The sequence below is a fragment of the Maricaulis maris genome (assembly GCF_003634045.1).
Taxonomy (GTDB): Bacteria; Pseudomonadota; Alphaproteobacteria; order Caulobacterales; family Maricaulaceae; genus Maricaulis; species Maricaulis maris.
This window is the reverse complement of sequence record NZ_RBIM01000006.1, coordinates 54,595-69,392: the sequence shown is the minus strand read 5'-3', so window position 1 is coordinate 69,392 and position 14,798 is coordinate 54,595. Positions and strand designations below refer to the sequence as shown.

Annotated in this window: 10 protein-coding genes; 3 read left to right on the top strand and 7 right to left on the bottom strand. The window is 62.7% G+C overall.

All coding sequences use genetic code 11. From position 1 onward, the window contains the following. The first annotated feature begins 93 nt into the window (after positions 1 to 93). Positions 94 to 1,176 (top strand): GNAT family N-acetyltransferase, encoded by a 1,083-nt coding sequence (locus tag C7435_RS12875; protein ID WP_121212007.1) that lies wholly within the window; start codon positions 94 to 96, stop codon positions 1,174 to 1,176. Continuing rightward, on the top strand, positions 1,173 to 2,375 hold the full coding sequence (locus C7435_RS12870) for a cellulase family glycosylhydrolase (protein WP_121212006.1): 1,203 nt from the start codon (positions 1,173 to 1,175) through the stop codon (positions 2,373 to 2,375). The genes C7435_RS12875 and C7435_RS12870 overlap by 4 nt, the downstream gene beginning before the upstream one ends. On the opposite strand, the gene C7435_RS12865 is transcribed toward C7435_RS12870, so the two are convergent. Beyond that, on the bottom strand, positions 2,372 to 3,919 hold the full coding sequence (locus tag C7435_RS12865; RefSeq protein WP_158025582.1) for an exopolysaccharide biosynthesis polyprenyl glycosylphosphotransferase: 1,548 nt from the start codon (positions 3,917 to 3,919) through the stop codon (positions 2,372 to 2,374). The genes C7435_RS12870 and C7435_RS12865 overlap by 4 nt on opposite strands. 247 nt (positions 3,920 to 4,166) lie before the next feature. Here C7435_RS12865 and C7435_RS12860 point away from each other — a divergent pair, with 247 nt between their 5' ends. Next, positions 4,167 to 7,319, top strand: a complete 3,153-nt coding sequence (locus C7435_RS12860; protein WP_233350773.1) for an amidohydrolase family protein — start codon at positions 4,167 to 4,169, stop codon at positions 7,317 to 7,319. A 186-nt stretch (positions 7,320 to 7,505) separates the two neighbouring features. On the opposite strand, the gene C7435_RS12855 is transcribed toward C7435_RS12860, so the two are convergent. The 6 genes from C7435_RS12855 to C7435_RS12830 form a co-directional block, all read right to left on the bottom strand. Next, positions 7,506 to 9,734, bottom strand: coding sequence for a TonB-dependent receptor (locus tag C7435_RS12855; RefSeq protein WP_121212003.1), 2,229 nt, complete (start codon positions 9,732 to 9,734; stop codon positions 7,506 to 7,508). Positions 9,735 to 9,899: 165 nt separating this feature from the next. Beyond that, positions 9,900 to 10,538: a glutathione S-transferase gene (locus tag C7435_RS12850; RefSeq protein ID WP_121212002.1), complete on the bottom strand. Its 639-nt coding sequence runs from the start codon at positions 10,536 to 10,538 to the stop codon at positions 9,900 to 9,902. Further along, a complete protein-coding gene (gene trhO, locus C7435_RS12845) occupies positions 10,538 to 11,470 on the bottom strand; it encodes an oxygen-dependent tRNA uridine(34) hydroxylase TrhO (RefSeq protein ID WP_121212001.1) in 933 nt (310 codons plus the stop codon). The genes C7435_RS12850 and trhO overlap by 1 nt, the downstream gene beginning before the upstream one ends. Before the next feature lie 79 nt (positions 11,471 to 11,549). Next, complete coding sequence (locus C7435_RS12840) at positions 11,550 to 13,271, bottom strand: sensor histidine kinase (protein WP_121212000.1); 1,722 nt, start codon at positions 13,269 to 13,271, stop codon at positions 11,550 to 11,552. A gap of 9 nt (positions 13,272 to 13,280) precedes the next feature. Next, positions 13,281 to 13,664, bottom strand: a complete 384-nt coding sequence (locus C7435_RS12835; protein ID WP_075189709.1) for a hypothetical protein — start codon at positions 13,662 to 13,664, stop codon at positions 13,281 to 13,283. Between the two features lie 237 nt (positions 13,665 to 13,901). Continuing rightward, positions 13,902 to 14,762 carry a hypothetical protein gene (locus C7435_RS12830; RefSeq protein WP_121211999.1) on the bottom strand — a complete coding sequence of 287 codons (861 nt, stop codon included), beginning with the start codon at positions 14,760 to 14,762 and terminating at the stop codon, positions 13,902 to 13,904. Positions 14,763 to 14,798 lie beyond the last annotated feature (36 nt).

Below are 14,798 nucleotides of genomic sequence, written 5' to 3'. Positions count from 1 at the left end.
TGATGCCGCTTTGCGGGCGAGGTCGGAATTGTTCACCACCTGCTAAGGCGTTGCCGATATTTTGCTATTCGTGGCGGGGAAGCGGTTCACGCGATGCAGGTCGATCTGAAAAAGCCGAGCGAGTTGACGGGCGCGGAGCGGGGCGCCTGGCGTGCCTTTCTGGCCGCGGAACCGAGTCTCGCAAGTCCCTATTTTGCCCTGGAATTTGCCGAGTGTTGCGAGGAAGCGCGCGATGATACGCGCGTGCTGGTGGTGCGCGAACAGGGCGCGGTGGTCGGTTTCTTACCGTTGCAGACCGGACAGTTCGGATTTGCCCGTGGCCTGGCCGGACCGCTCGGCGATGTTCAGGGTGTGATTGCGCCGCATTCCAATCGCCCCGATCCGGCGGGTTGGCTGGCGGCTGCCGGTATCCCGGTATTCAGCTTCCACAGCGCCCTCGCGAGCCAGCCGGGATTTGCTGAGGCGGCGCGGGACCGGCCGGACGGGTCCTGGGTGATTGACGTCGCTGACGGGTTCGACGCGTGGCATGCGGGCCGTAAATCCGTCAACGCCAAGGCCATGCGCAACATCGCCACCCGTTTCCGGCGTCTTGGCGAGGTGGATGGCGGCCATTCCTTCGTGATGGCCGACTACCGTCCCGATGTGTTTGAAACCATGGTGCGGTTGAAGCGCGACCAGTATCGCCGAACCGGCGTGTTCGACGTGTTTTCCGTCGGCTGGACCGGGCGTCTGCTCAAGGCAATCCTGCGCCGGCAGAGCGATCATTTTTCCGGTGTGTGTTCCAGCCTGCGGGTTGGCGGTGAAATCGTTGCCGTTCATGTCGGCATGGCGAGCGACCGGCTGTGCCATTATTGGTTTCCGGCCTACGAACCGGATCATAGCCGGTTGAGTCCGGGCGTTCTCTTGCTCGTTGAAATGGTTCGGACCGCGGCGGCGATCGGCCATGTCGGTATTGAATTGGGGCCGGGTGATTATGGCTTCAAGAAGGATCTCGCGAGCTCGCAGACGGGGCTGGTCGGTGGGCGTTTCACGACCCGGTCCGTGCGTGGGGGATTGGCCCGTGTCAGCCGGAATTGCGCCGATGCCTGCATACAGGCACCGCTCGGTCCGCTCGGCCGGATACCAGACAAGGGGCTGCGCAAGCTAGACCGGCTGGCCGGATTCTGGACGTTGTGACCGGTCTGACCCGACGCCACGGCCTGATGGCCGCCGCGGCCGGCCTGGTCGCTGCCCCGGCCGTTCGCGCTGACAGCACACGGGCTGCCTTGTGGGACAATCGCCAGGGACCGAGCTTGCGCGGTGCCGTGATCGCCCAACGCCGCGTCTATGCCGATATCGACGGGCCAGAATTTCTCGGATCCGGCCCGGTCGGGGCGCCGGTGACCGACGCAGCACTGGCTCGTCTTGCTGCGCTGGGCGCCAATCTGGTTGTTCTGTCACATCCCGGCCCGGCCAGCGAGACGCCGCCCTATGAGGTCGATCCGGACGTTGAAATCCATCTCCACCGGATTGTCCGTCGATGCGCCCGGCATGGACTCTTCGTGGTCATCGGGTTTCGATCCGGGCCCGGACGCAGCGAATTCACCTTCCATCGCGACCAGGCGGATAGCTGGTTTCCGGCTTCGCGCATTGACGAAAGCGTTTGGCGGTCGCGCGAAGCCCAGGATGCCTGGGTCGCGATGTGGCAGCGTACCGCCCGGCAATTCCGGGCCTATCCGAACCTGGCCGGCTATCTGTTGATGGTTGAGCCGAATGCCAATCTTGTTGCTCCCGGTCCCGGTGGCGGTGATCTCGACATCTGGGATGCCGGACGGTTGGCTGAGGTCGTGGCCGGCACCCCGGCGGACTGGCCAGCGCTGGCCGCCCGCCTGGCGAGGGCGGTTCGCAACGAGGATACGCAGACGCCAATCCTGGTCAGCCCGGACGGTTATGCCAATCTGCATTTTGCCAGCTTGCTCGATATGCAGGTCGTGCCGGGTCAGGTTCTGGCCGTGCATGACTACGCTCCGCGGGCGTATACGCATCAGGACGCAGACATACGCCTCGGCTTTGATCCACAATTGGCCGGATTCGAACAACCTGCCAGCGGTGTGCCCTGGATGTTGGGAGAATTTGGCGTGTCACGTTGGGCGCCGGGCGCGGCGCAGTATCTGACCAGCCGGATAGCGGCAGCCGAGGCGGCAGGCGCGGCTTGGTCGGTGTTTCGTTGGGATAGCGGTTGGCGGGTTTATGAGAATGCCGAGAATCGCTTCAATCCACTGTATGGCGTCGATCCGGTGGCCGATCTGCCCGACGCCGGCTCGCCATTGATTGCGGCGCTGTCGCGTGCCTGGTCGGCGAACAATGTGCGGCCGGCGCCGCTCCTGCGTCGCTAGCGAATATTGATCTTGTCGCCGAGCAGGGCCGGCAGGGTGCGCAGCATGATCCACAAATCGAACCAGAAATTCGCCTTGTCGATATAGGCGACGTCGAAGGCGATCCGTTCGCGCGCCGCTTCCGGCGAATGCAGCGGACCGCGTGAGCCATTGACCTGCGCCCAGCCGGTAATGCCCGGCTTGACGCGGTGGCGATGTGCGTATTCGGCGACCAGATTCGACGTCTCGGTGCCGCCGGTGCGCATGCCGGGCGCATGCGGACGCGGGCCGACGAGCGACATGTCACCGGTCAGGACATTCCACAATTGCGGGAGTTCATCGAGGCTGGTCTTGCGCAGGAAACCCCCGATGCGTGTGACCCGCGGATCGTCCAGTTCCACCTGGCGGACAGGCTTGGCGGCGGCGTCGGGGTCATGACGCATGGTGCGGAATTTCAGGACATTGATGGGACGCCCGTTGAAGCCTTCGCGGACCTGGCGGAACAGCACCGGGCCACGACTGTCCAAGCGCACCGCCAAGGCGATCAGGGCCATGACCGGCAAGCTGACGAGGAACAGGCCGAGGCCGAGCACGACGTCCTGCAGGCGTTTGGCGAGCAGGTGGGTGAAGCGCTCTTCGACGCCGCTCATGCGGGCGGCCTGGACGCCGACAATGTCGTCGAGCGAGGTTGCGGCCGGATCAAAACTGTCGAGATCCAGCAGCAGGCAGACGGTGTGGGGCAGGGCGCGCAATTTGGTCAGCAACAGGCGCACGCGCTCCTCGGCCTTTGGAGTCACGGTCAGGATGATGCGGTCGACCTCGTGCAGCAATGACCAGGCGAGAAGGTCATCGGTCGTGCCCAGATAGGGCGCGCCGGCGAGGGCTTGCGGGCTGCGGGCCTTGCGGTCGTCGAAAACGCCGACAACATTGACTGTCCCCGAGCCGGCATTGGCCTTGATCAGCTTGCTGGCATTCGGCGTTGCCCCGACCAGGACGACATTGCGGGCGAGGCGGCCGGCCTTGGCCCAGTGCTGGATGAAGCCGGCATAGATGACATGCAACAGGGTGACCGCGCCGACGCTGGTAATCGCGAAAGTGGCGACCAGATGTGTCACATCCGGGGCTGTCAGATGGGCCAGGGCGGTCACTGCCGAACCGGTCAGGGCAGTCGCGATGAAGGCCCGCAGCACACGCACCGTCGCGCTTTCGCGCGGTTCGACGGTGTAGAGTCGCATCAGCATGGCCAGGGCCGGGCACATTGCGGCAAAGGCGAGCAGGGGCAGGAGCTCACCCGCCGCGACCTCGGTCACGGCCCCGCCGGACATGGCGTAGGCGCCGGTCACGGTGAGGATGAGGATAACAAAGATATCAAGGCTCTGCCAGACATGGCCGAGCGCCTTGCGATTGACGCGGTGACGCGGTGCACGTGCATCGGCTTTCAGATGGGCGCGAGTCAGGCTGGCCGTGTCCGGATTGGACGGGCGCAGTGCGTCGGACGTGTCATTGGCCGGACCGGAGGCCTTGCGGGCCTGATCGCTCTGGCGCGGTGCGTTGGAATAGTCCACGGAGGTCCCCATTGATCTTGTCGTCATTCAACCAGACCAGGCAAAAGATTTCGTTGAGAAGCGTGGTTAGGGAAGTGTTACCGCAATGGCAGCGCCGGGATGCCCTGACGCGGGCGCCCGGCTCATGGCGCGATTGTTACAAACTGGTCAGTTTGTGGTCAGGCTGTTTGCGCCCTAATCTCTCGCCAAGAATCCAATCTTGGGGGAAGAAATGACCAGATTTGTTGCCATTTTAGCTGCGACCACAATGCTTTCCGGAACCACGGCCTTTGCCGCTCAAGGCGACGAATCCGAGGGATGGGATGTTGCCAACCCACCACTTGAGACCCGGTCGATCGACATCAATGTCACCGAAGGCACCTGGATGTCGCTGGATGTCAGCCCGGACGGGCAGACCATCGCATTCGATCTCTTGGGCGATATTTATACCATTCCGGTCGGTGGTGGCACGGCGACCAATATTTCGTCCGGTCTGCCCTGGGAGATACAGCCGCGCTTTTCTCCCGACGGCAGCCAGATCGCTTTCACGTCGGATCGCGCCGGTGGTGACAATATCTGGATCATGAATGTCGATGGCTCCGATGCTCGGCAGCTGACCGAAGAGAGCTTCCGCCTGCTCAACAACTCGGCTTGGCATCCGTCCGGCCGCTACATCGCGGCGCGCAAGCACTTCACCACATCGCGCTCGGCCGGGACCGGTGAGATTTGGCTTTATCATGTGCTCGGTGGCAGCGGTGTGCAGCTGGTCGAGCGTCCCAACGAAAATTTCCAGAAAGAACTCGGCGAGCCGATTTTCTCGCCGGACGGACGTTATCTTTACTACACGCAGAATGTGACTTCCGGGAACACCTTCATCTACGCCCAGGATTCCAACACGGACCTGTTCAATATCCGCCGCTATGACATGGAAACCGGCGAGACCGACACGGCGGTCTCGGGGGCCGGTGGCGCTGTGCGCCCCGCTCCGTCGCCGGATGGGCGCTACATGGCCTTTGTCCGTCGTGACCGCATTCGCTCGGGTCTGTGGATCAAGGATCTGCAGTCGGGCGAGGAGCGCAGGATTGTCCAAACCGTCGACCAGGACATGCAGGAAACCTGGGGCATCACGGGCATGTATCCGAACATGGACTGGATGCCGGACAGCCGCTCCATCGTCTATTGGGCCGAGGGCGGCATCCAGCGGGTTGATATCGCGACCGGTGCCGTTACCAACATCCCGTTCAGTGTCGCCGACACCCGCGATGTCATCGATCCGCCGCGCCCGTCGGTCGAGGTTGCTCCCGCGACCTTCCAGACCCGCATGCCGCGTTTCGCTACCGCTTCGCCTGATGGCAGCCAGATCGTCTATGAGACACTCGGCCAGCTCTGGGTGCGCGATGCCAATGGCGGCGAGCCGCGGCGCCTGACCCGTGACGACGGGACGCGCCGGGAAATGATGCCGACCTGGTCGGCGGATGGCCGCACCATCGCCTTTGCGACCTGGGATGATCAGGACCTTGGTTCGATCCGCACGGTTTCCGCACGCGGTGGCCGCGAAAGGGTTCTCACCAGCGAGCCCGGCCATTATCGCAATCCGCGCTTCTCGCCGGATGGCACGACTGTCGTCTTCGAGAAGGGGTCTGGCGGTTATCTGACCGCGCCGGAATGGTCGGAAGATGAGGGTGTTTATCGTGTTCCGTCGGATGGTGGCGACATGGTCCGCATTACCGACAGCGGTTCCGATCCGCATTTCGGGGCCTCAAACGACCGCGTTTTCGTGACCCGTGGCGGCGATGGCGCAAGCCTCATTTCGCTCGATCTCGACGGTGGCAATGCGCGCACCCATGTCACCGGCGAACTGGTCACCGGCTATCAGGTTTCGCCCGATGGCAGCCATGTTGCCTTCCGCCAGAATTACGACGTCTTCGTTCAGCCATTGCTGCCCGGGCCGCAATCCGTGTCCGGTGGTCGCGGCAGTTCGGCTCTGCCGACAGTCGAAATTTCCGGCAATGGTGCCAGTTACTTCCATTGGAGCGGATCCGGCGACGCGCTCAACTGGTCGATGGGGCCGACTTTCTTCACGGCACGGGTTGATGAGTTTCGTCCTGATCCGACCGGCGAGCGCGAATACACGCCGCCGACCGAAGGGGTGAACCTGTCGATGACCGCGACGGCGGACCGCCCGACCGGTGTTGTCGCGCTGACCAATGCCCGCATCGTCACCATGGCTGGAGAGGATGGCGGCGTGATCGAAAGCGGCACCATCGTTATCGACGGCAATCGCATCGCCGCCATCGGCGCCGATGTGGCCGTGCCGGACGGAGCCCGCACGGTCGACATGTCGGGCCGCACCATCACGCCGGGCTTTATCGATGCCCACGCCCACGGCCCTCAGGGTACGGGCGACATCATTCCGGAGCAGAACTGGTCGGTGATTGCCCACCTCGCCCTGGGCGTAACCACGATCCACGACCCGTCGAGCCGGGCCAGCATGATCTTCCCGGCGGCTGAATACCAACGGGCCGGCAGCCTGTTGGCGCCGCGCATCTATTCGACCGGTGAGATTGTCTATGGCGCTCGCGCGGCGTCGGTCTATGCCCAGATCGACAATTACGAGGATGCCCAGGAACACGTCTTCCGGCTGGCCTCGCAAGGTGCGCATTCGATCAAGAACTACAACCAGCCGCGCCGCGACCAGCGCCAGCAAGTGGTCGCTGCCGCCCATGAGGCCGGTGTCGAAGTGGTCGCCGAGGGCGGCTCCAACTACCACATGGACATGGCCATGGTGGCCGACGGCAATACCTCGATCGAGCACAACCTGCCGCTCTCGGCCATCTATGAAGATGTGCTGCAGATGTATTCCCAGACCGAGGTTGCCTACACGCCGACCATTGTCGTGACTTATGGCGGCCTCGCTGGTGATCCGTATTGGCGTCAGGCCATGGATGTCTGGCTCCACCCGATCCTGTCGCAGCATGTGCCGCCGCGCATTCTCCAGGCCGGATCGGTACGCCGGACCACGGCGCCGGAGGAAGACTTCGTCGATGACGACAATGCCCGCACCGCGCTGCAATTACGCAATCGCGGGGTCGAGGTCTCCATTGGTGCCCATGGCCAGCAGGAAGGTCTCGCGGCGCACTGGGAGATGTGGTCCTTCGTGCGCGGTGGCTTCTCGCCGCTGGAAGCGCTCGAGGCGGCGACCATCGCACCGGCCCGCCATCTCGGTTTCGACGCGGATATCGGGTCTCTGGAGGTTGGCAAACTGGCCGACCTGGTCGTCATGACCGCCAATCCGCTTGAGGATATCGGCAATACCGACGAGATCGAATACGTGATGCTCAATGGCCGTCTCTACGAAGCCGACACGATGAATGAGACCGTGACCGGTGATCGTCAGCGTCAACCCTATTTCTGGGAATAGACGCCAGCTCGCTGACTTCCTGAACCGGGAGAGAAAAAGAGGGCGCCCTACGGGGCGCCCTCAGTCTCTCGGGGGGATCGGTCTCTTCCCCCTACATGCCTGACCACGGCGATGGATGCAGTGAATAAAAAAAGCCCCGGGTAACCGCCCGGGGCTTTTTCAAGTCTTAAGCTTTGTCGCGTCGGCCTAGTTGAGGCTGGCGCGGAAGGAGGCGCCGATGATGCGCGGCTCGTTGACGAACCCGGTATTGTTGTTGAAGTCGATGCCGCCGACGAGATTGTCTTCGTCCGTGATATTGCGGGCAAACAGCGCGACTTCGTAGTCCTGGCCACCGGACAGCTCGCCGGCATAACCGACCCGAAGGCCACCTTCGAAATTGCCGTCGGAGTAGAATTCTTCCGACTCGTAGAGGAAGAGGTTGGTCCGGCCCTGGTAGAACCAGTCGGTGAAGGCGAACCATTCGCCGCCATTGCCGGCCGGGATCGAGTAGCGTGCCGAGAACGACAGGATGTAGTCCGGGGCCTGCGGGAAGGGATTGCCGTCAACTTCGACAAAGCCGTCAAAGTCTGCGTCCGGATCCAGCACGGTGCACTGGGCACAGACGCCAACTTCCAGATCGCTATCCTGCAGCTCTGTCTCGTTCCAGGAGAAGCCGGCCGTGACGAAGAGGTTGTCGGTGACCCACATTTCGCTGTCGATTTCGAAGCCGTAACCAACGCCGCGGTCGGCATTGATCAATTGGACCAGGTTCCCGCCGCCGCCGACAGCCGACAGCTGAAGGTCGTCGATCTGGTAGTAAAAGGCCGTGGCGTTGAAGCGGGCGCGACCATCGAGCGGCTCGGACTTGTAGCCGAGTTCGAAAGAGGTCGAGGTCTCGCTGTCGGCGATCGACGGCGGGTTGAAGAAGGCGACATCACGAGCCTGGATCGACGGGCCACGGAAGCCGCGGGCGATCCGTGCGAAGACAGCCTGGCTGTCGTCGAGGTCGTAATAGGCTGACAGGTCCCAGCTGATTTGCTCGTCCTGGACACTGACCGGGGTCACCGGAATAGAGGTCACCACACCGACGAGGCTTTTCTGGTCGACAGTGAAGCGCAGACCGCCGGACAATTCCAAACGCTCATTGAGTTGGTGGGAGGCTTGGCCGAATACCGACCACAGTTCATTGGTGTGCCGAACCGTTGTGGACGGCGGGAAGCCGCCATTCGGCCCCACTGTGGTGATGTCGAACTGACTGTCGAAGAAATAGGCACCGACCTGCCAGCTCGTCGTCTGATCGTCAGACGAAGCGAAACGGAATTCCTGGCTGAACTGGTCCAGATCATCAATGCCGTCCTGTGTCTCGGACGGGAAGGGGATGAAGCCCGGGCCGGTGACCAGATTGCCGCCATCGATATCGCCGAGGCTGTAGCCGGCGGCGTGCTCATAGGCCGAGATCGAGGTCAGCGTATATCCGCCGTCGAGATACAGGTTGACCGCGGCACTCGTGCCCCAATTGTCGTAGGCCTGCGGGTTATTGAAAGTACTGTCGAAATAGACTTCGTCGCGGACATAATTACTGTTCAGCTCGTTGGATCCCGGCGTCAGGATATTGGCCCGGAAGACGGCAGAGGTTCCGGTCAGCGAGCGGGCGTGGACATTGAACAGGGCCTCGACGGTTTCGCTCGGCGTGAACAGGAGCTGGATGCGTCCGGCCATTTCCTCATGGCCGCCCAGAGCATCGGTTTCTCCGGTAAAGGCATTGTCGATCCAGTCGTCCCGGTTCTGTGACAGCAGCGAGAGGCGTGCACTCAGCACGTCCTCGACCACTTGGCCGCCCAAGGCCGCTTCCAGATTGGTGGTGCCGTAGGACCCGGCCGTGACACTGATATAGCCGTCGGTTTCCTGGCTCGGGCGGACCGAGTCAAACTTGATCGTGCCGGCCGTCGTGTTGCGGCCAAACAGCGTGCCTTGCGGGCCGCGGGCAATTTCAACCTGGGCGACGTCAAAAAGCGGGAAGGATTTCAGGATGACGTTTTCCATCACCACATTGTCCATGATCACCGAGACCGGTTGTGAGGCGGCAAGGTCGAAATCGGTATTGCCCAGACCGCGGATGTAGAAGCGCGGCGCGACACGGCCGTTGGAGCTCTCGGCATAGACGGACGGAATGCGGGCGGCGAGGCTGAGAATATCGGCGCCGCCCTCTGTCAGCGGAGCCAGATCTTCGCCGGATTGGGCGGTCACCGAGTTGGCGATGTCCTGGATGTTTTCCTCGCGGCGGGTCGTCGTCACGATGATGGTTTCAACGGTCGAGGTTGTTGCCGGTGTGGATTGGGCCGAAGCCGTGGCCGGCATGAGGGCGGACGCGGTGAGCGCAAGGGCGCTGACACCGGCGAGCTGGACGCGTTTGCGCACGGAGGAAGCAAGGGTCATGAGGGTATCTTTCGAGCCAACCAGTAAGGGCTGTGCCAGGCGAAATCATGGTCGCCGCGAGGGGGTACAGCCAAGATGGACCTTCAGATAACGGATATTGCGGTTCTGTGACAGGCCGGTGTTGCGCTGCAGCAGAATTCAACGCTGTAGTGTGGATTCAGCGCATCACTTGTCCGGGGCGCGATCGAGTGGCGGAGTCCAGACCGGGTGTTTTTGCATGATCGCGGCGAAGCGGTCTGATTGCAGATGGCGATCAAGCCAGCGGTGTGCGGCCGGCCAGTCCTGGGCCGCGAACCAGTCGCGGTCGGTATGGGCGAACTGCCGGATGAAGGGAAAAATGGCGATGTCGGCGAGTCCGTCAGCGGCGCCAAGCAGGGCTGTGCCCTGTCTGAGCCGGTCGTCGAGTGTGCGGACAAAACGTGCGGCTTCGGCACGGTGTTCTCGCGGGTCGGCATCCTCATAGCGCGTGGCGTATTTATAGCGGTCGAGGTGTGGCTTGAACCGGGTGTCGCATCGGTCGATCAGGTCCAGGGCAAGGGTCTCGTCTGCCAGCCAGTTGTCGGGGTCGTGCTGCCGCAGTGCCCACAGCATGATGGCCAGGCTTTCCTCGAGCACGCGGCCATCCGGCAGAACCAGAACCGGTACAGTCCCTTTCGGCGAGGCGGTCAGCATGGCCTGCGGTTTGTCGCGCAACAGGATTTCGCGATGTTCGACGGCGGTCGCGCTGGCGTGCAGGGCTAGCCTCGCACGCATGGCGTAGGGGCAGCGACGGAAGGAGTAGAGTATCGGCAGGTCTCGCGGCATCACCCGGTCTCGCGCGGCGCGCCGGGTTGGCCGAGATGCCATTCGCCGCGCGCCCGGGCCAATTCATCCTGGCGATGGCGTTCAGCATAACGCTCGCGTTGTTCAGGCGTGCGGACATCGGCACAGTGTGGGCAGGACAGGCCGCTGACATAGTCTGGCGAGCGCAAGTCTTCCGGTCCCAGCGGTTCGCGGCAGGCATGGCACAGCGTGTGGGAGCCAGCTTGCAGGCCATGTTTGACTGCGACGCGCCGGTCAAAGACGAAACATTCACCGCGCCAACGGCTCTCGGCCTCGGGAACCTCTTCGAGATATTTCAGGATGCCGCCCTTGAGGTGGAAGACATCGTCCAGCCCCTCCATGCGCGCGAAGGCGGTTGCTTTCTCGCAGCGGATACCACCGGTGCAATACATCGCAATCTTGGCATTCGGCCGGGTTTCTCGGAATTGGCGGAACCAGTCCGGGAATTCCCGGAAAGAGACGGTTTCGGGATTGATGGCGCCTTCGAACTGGCCGATCCGGACTTCGTAGTCATTGCGGGTGTCGATGGTGACCACGTCCGGTGCCGTGATGAGGTCGTTCCAGTCGGCGGGCTCGACATAGGTGCCCACGGCGCTGACCGGATCAATGTCGGTGATACCCATGGTCACGATCTCGCGTTTGAGCCGGACTTTCAGACGCAGAAAGGGGTGGTCGTCGGCTCGGCTTTCCTTGTGCTCCAGCTCCGCAAAGCCGGGGAGGGACCGCAGCAGTGCCAGAACTGCGTGAACACCGGCCTCGGGGCCCGCGATCGTGGCATTGATCCCCTCTGGCGCCAGCAGCAGCGTGCCGAACACATTGTGTGCCTCGCAAGCGGCTTTGATACGGGCCTGTAGTGCGGCATCCGGCACGAGCGGGGCAAATTTGTAGAGAGCGGCAACCAGAAAGCGGGACATGGGCATCCGTCGACGTTGGGGGCGCTCCGCCTATACCAGCTCGACAGGGGGGCTGTCAGGCCGCAGCACTGCGGCATTCTCAGCGGTCGTTCGACACCAGACGTGGCGGCCTGTCGCCACCGGTTTCGTCGTTGTCACCGGCATCAATCTGCGGGGCGAGGTTCGCGGGCAGGCGGACGGTGAAACAGGAGCCTTCTCCCGGTGAGGAGGCGACGCTGATATCGCCGCCGTGAAGCTCGGCGGCGCGCTGGCACAATGCCAAACCGATACCCGTGCCTTCATAGGCATCGCCGCCATGCAGGCGTTCAAACACCTCGAAAATGCGCCCGAAATAGGCCTTGTCGATGCCGATACCGTTGTCGCTTACGCTGATCAGAATGTTGTCACCGGCATCGCGCGAGGCAATGCGCACCAGCGGGCGCTCGTCGCGACGGTATTTGATGGCATTGGCGATCAGGTTCTGGAACATGCGAACCAACAGGAAACGATCGGCGTGAATTGGGCCGTCAAGCGCCCATTCGAGCCGGGCATCGGCATCGGCAATGACGGCACCCAGCAATTCTTCGATCTCGCTGCGAATTTCATCGGGTTCGATCCGTTCGACGCGCGCTTCCTTGCGTTCGGCGCGGGTATAAGTCAGCAGATCCTGGACCAGGCGCTGGGCCCGGTCGGCCCCGCGATTGATCCGCTCCAGCATTTCCCGGGATCGTTGGTCAAGGTTGAGTTGGCGTTCGACCAGGAGCGAGGAAATCCCCTTCATGGCGCGCAACGGCGCCTGCAGATCATGCGAGGCGTGGGAGGCAAAACGGTCCAGTTCGGCATTCTTGGCCGCGATAATGGCGTTCGACCGGCTCAGTTCTGCAGTCTTGCGTGTCACTTCGCGCCGGACTTCGTCGGCCCGCCGGGCGTCTTTCAACGAGATCGCCCCGATGGTGGCCGTTGCAAAGAATGACGAGAACAGAACCACCCATGGCAGCGGACCAGTCAGCATCAGGAATGAGCGGCGCGGGAGCAATGTCGCGCGAATATCCGAATAGGGTGGCGCGGCAATCCAGTGTACGAGAAAGGGCGCACTTTCCAGTGCCAAGCTGATGTTGATGTCTGTCGGATTGGCTGCCGTCTGCATTTCTCGCGTGCCGGCAAGGGCGTGGGTTGGTGCCCGGTCGGTAATGTTGACCACGACCCAGAGCGGATCGACCGGTCCGACGGGGCTGGCCAGCATCACGTCGAAATCGGAGACAATATAGGCGCGGGCCGTCGGGCGGTCCGGCAGGGCCTGGACCAGGGCGAACCGGCTGTTGCGCCCTTCCGCGTCGGTCAGGGGAATGACAACCGGTTGTTCCGATGGCGGCTGGCGGGCGATCAGGAGATTGATTTCCTGCAGCGCCTGGCGCCCGACCTCGGGTGAAATCGCTCCTGTCAGCCGCCCGTTTTCAACAATCCCCATGTCACGGATGATCGGGATTTGCTGCGAGACTTCGGCGACGTCGAAAATCCGGACCGCAGCTTCGGGACTCAGGCCACTGTCAATGGCCTGGGCAAGTTGGCGCAGCTCGACGTCGAGGGTTGAGATGGCGCCGTCCAGCTCGATGATGCGCGACTGGGCATAGCTGCGGAAATCCAGCTCCTTGTCCCGGCTCTGGCCGACCAAGGCCGCAAAGAAGAGCGCCAGCGAAACCATGATACCGAACAGGATGATCGCAACCGGTGTGCGATAGGCGTGCAACAGTCCGGACAGTGTCTCGTACTCATCGGCGTCGCCATGACGATGGGGCGAAGAAGGTTTGGCGGTGGCGGCCAATGCTGGAGACTATCCTTCTGCGTCTGAAAGTCGGGTGAACCGGTCAAGCAAGACCGGGACGAGCGGCAACATCAGGACGGCCGTGGCAACCGAGGCTGCCGCCGTGAAGAGTTTGAGCACGGCCTCGATGTAGTAAAGCGGGTACCAGAGCACGATGATATTCATCACGTGATTGATGCCGCAGAACAAAATGAAAATTCCGAACATGATGAACGCCCAGCGAAAGGGCGGGGTACGTTCCAGCCGGCGCAGGAAAATCATGATGGTGATCGGAATGGAGAAGTAAGCGAGCGCAATGGCGAGATCGGCGATGACATGCATGCCGACCAATTCTGGTCGCCAGAGGAAACACATCCCGTGGGGCATGAAATTATTGATGTCGAAATAGCCCATCTGTTTCGCTCCGTGTGCGCCTGGACGTCGAATTCTGCATCAAAACGCCAAGCAACCCGAATTTGTTCGTCGATTCCGCCGTCATGGATTGCCTAAAGTTATGCGGGCTGCCCATGCCAGCATTTTGTTCCTCCAAGACTTTCAACCCCCCTCACGGGGTGAGGGAGGTTGCTTGAATGATCATCGCAAAATCGTTGGGCCGCGCGCGTGTCCGTCGTCACACGCAAAGGCGGGATGTCAGCGCAGGGCGTCGGCGCCGGCCCGGGCATTGGCGGCAAGTGCCAGCAAGCTCTGGCTGTCGCCGGACAGCGTCGCGGGTCGCGTTGCGGTCGGGAAGGCGGCCGTGATTGCAGCAATGGCGCGGCCGAGCTGCAGCGCGAGGTCGGGATCGCCTTCCGCGATTTGTTCCAGATGATTGCCGGCATAACGCTGCGCGGCGCGGGCAAAGCCATAACCGTCCAGATAGGGTTCGTGCGCGTCCGGCTGGCTTGCCAGGACTTCATACTGCAGGGCTGCGCGCTCGATCAGGTCGGTCAGCACGCGGGCATGGACACCGGCCGGCGAGAGCTGGTTGCGCGGCGCGAAGGTTGAGGCAGCGTCGATTGCGGCCACCACATCGGCGACCCGGGCGGCTATCGCTTCATCGCTCTCACCGCCATAGGGGGCGACCGATGCGTCCGTCATGGTATCGCCGAACAGGGGCGCCCCACGGCTCTCCAGAACCGGTTCGAAATCGATATAGATCTCCGAGATCGGGTGGGCGAACATTTCCGCGCCCGCCGTCCGCTCGCCGGCCTGGAAAGCGTCGATGCCGGCGAGATAGTGAGCGCGCATGACTTCCAGCGCGGTGAGGTAAATGACTGGGTTGGTCTCGGCCTCGACGGGATCAATGCCGAACTCACCGCCTGACGCGCCGCCCTCGCCACCTTCCCCTTCACCTTCGGAAAAACCTGGTGCGGTGGCCGGCATTGCGGCGGCTTCCGTGTGGGTATCCGGGCTGGGTGGCGCGTCCGCCGGGTCACTGCAGCCGGTCAACCCTCCCAGCAGGGCGGCGGTGCCGACAGATGTCCAGATGCGCGTGCGACGCTTGATACCCATGGAACTCCCTTTCACGGATGGCTTTCGCTCATATCA

Coding starts and splice junctions, on each gene's coding strand:
- C7435_RS12850 (WP_121212002.1), bottom strand. CDS start 10,538: ATGCCGCGAGACCTGCCGATACTCTACTCCTTCCGTCGCTGCCCCTAC.
- C7435_RS12830 (WP_121211999.1), bottom strand. CDS start 14,762: ATGGGTATCAAGCGTCGCACGCGCATCTGGACATCTGTCGGCACCGCC.
- C7435_RS12855 (WP_121212003.1), bottom strand. CDS start 9,734: ATGACCCTTGCTTCCTCCGTGCGCAAACGCGTCCAGCTCGCCGGTGTC.
- C7435_RS12860 (WP_233350773.1), top strand. CDS start 4,167: ATGCTTTCCGGAACCACGGCCTTTGCCGCTCAAGGCGACGAATCCGAG.
- trhO (WP_121212001.1), bottom strand. CDS start 11,470: ATGTCCCGCTTTCTGGTTGCCGCTCTCTACAAATTTGCCCCGCTCGTG.
- C7435_RS12835 (WP_075189709.1), bottom strand. CDS start 13,664: ATGGGCTATTTCGACATCAATAATTTCATGCCCCACGGGATGTGTTTC.
- C7435_RS12875 (WP_121212007.1), top strand. CDS start 94: ATGCAGGTCGATCTGAAAAAGCCGAGCGAGTTGACGGGCGCGGAGCGG.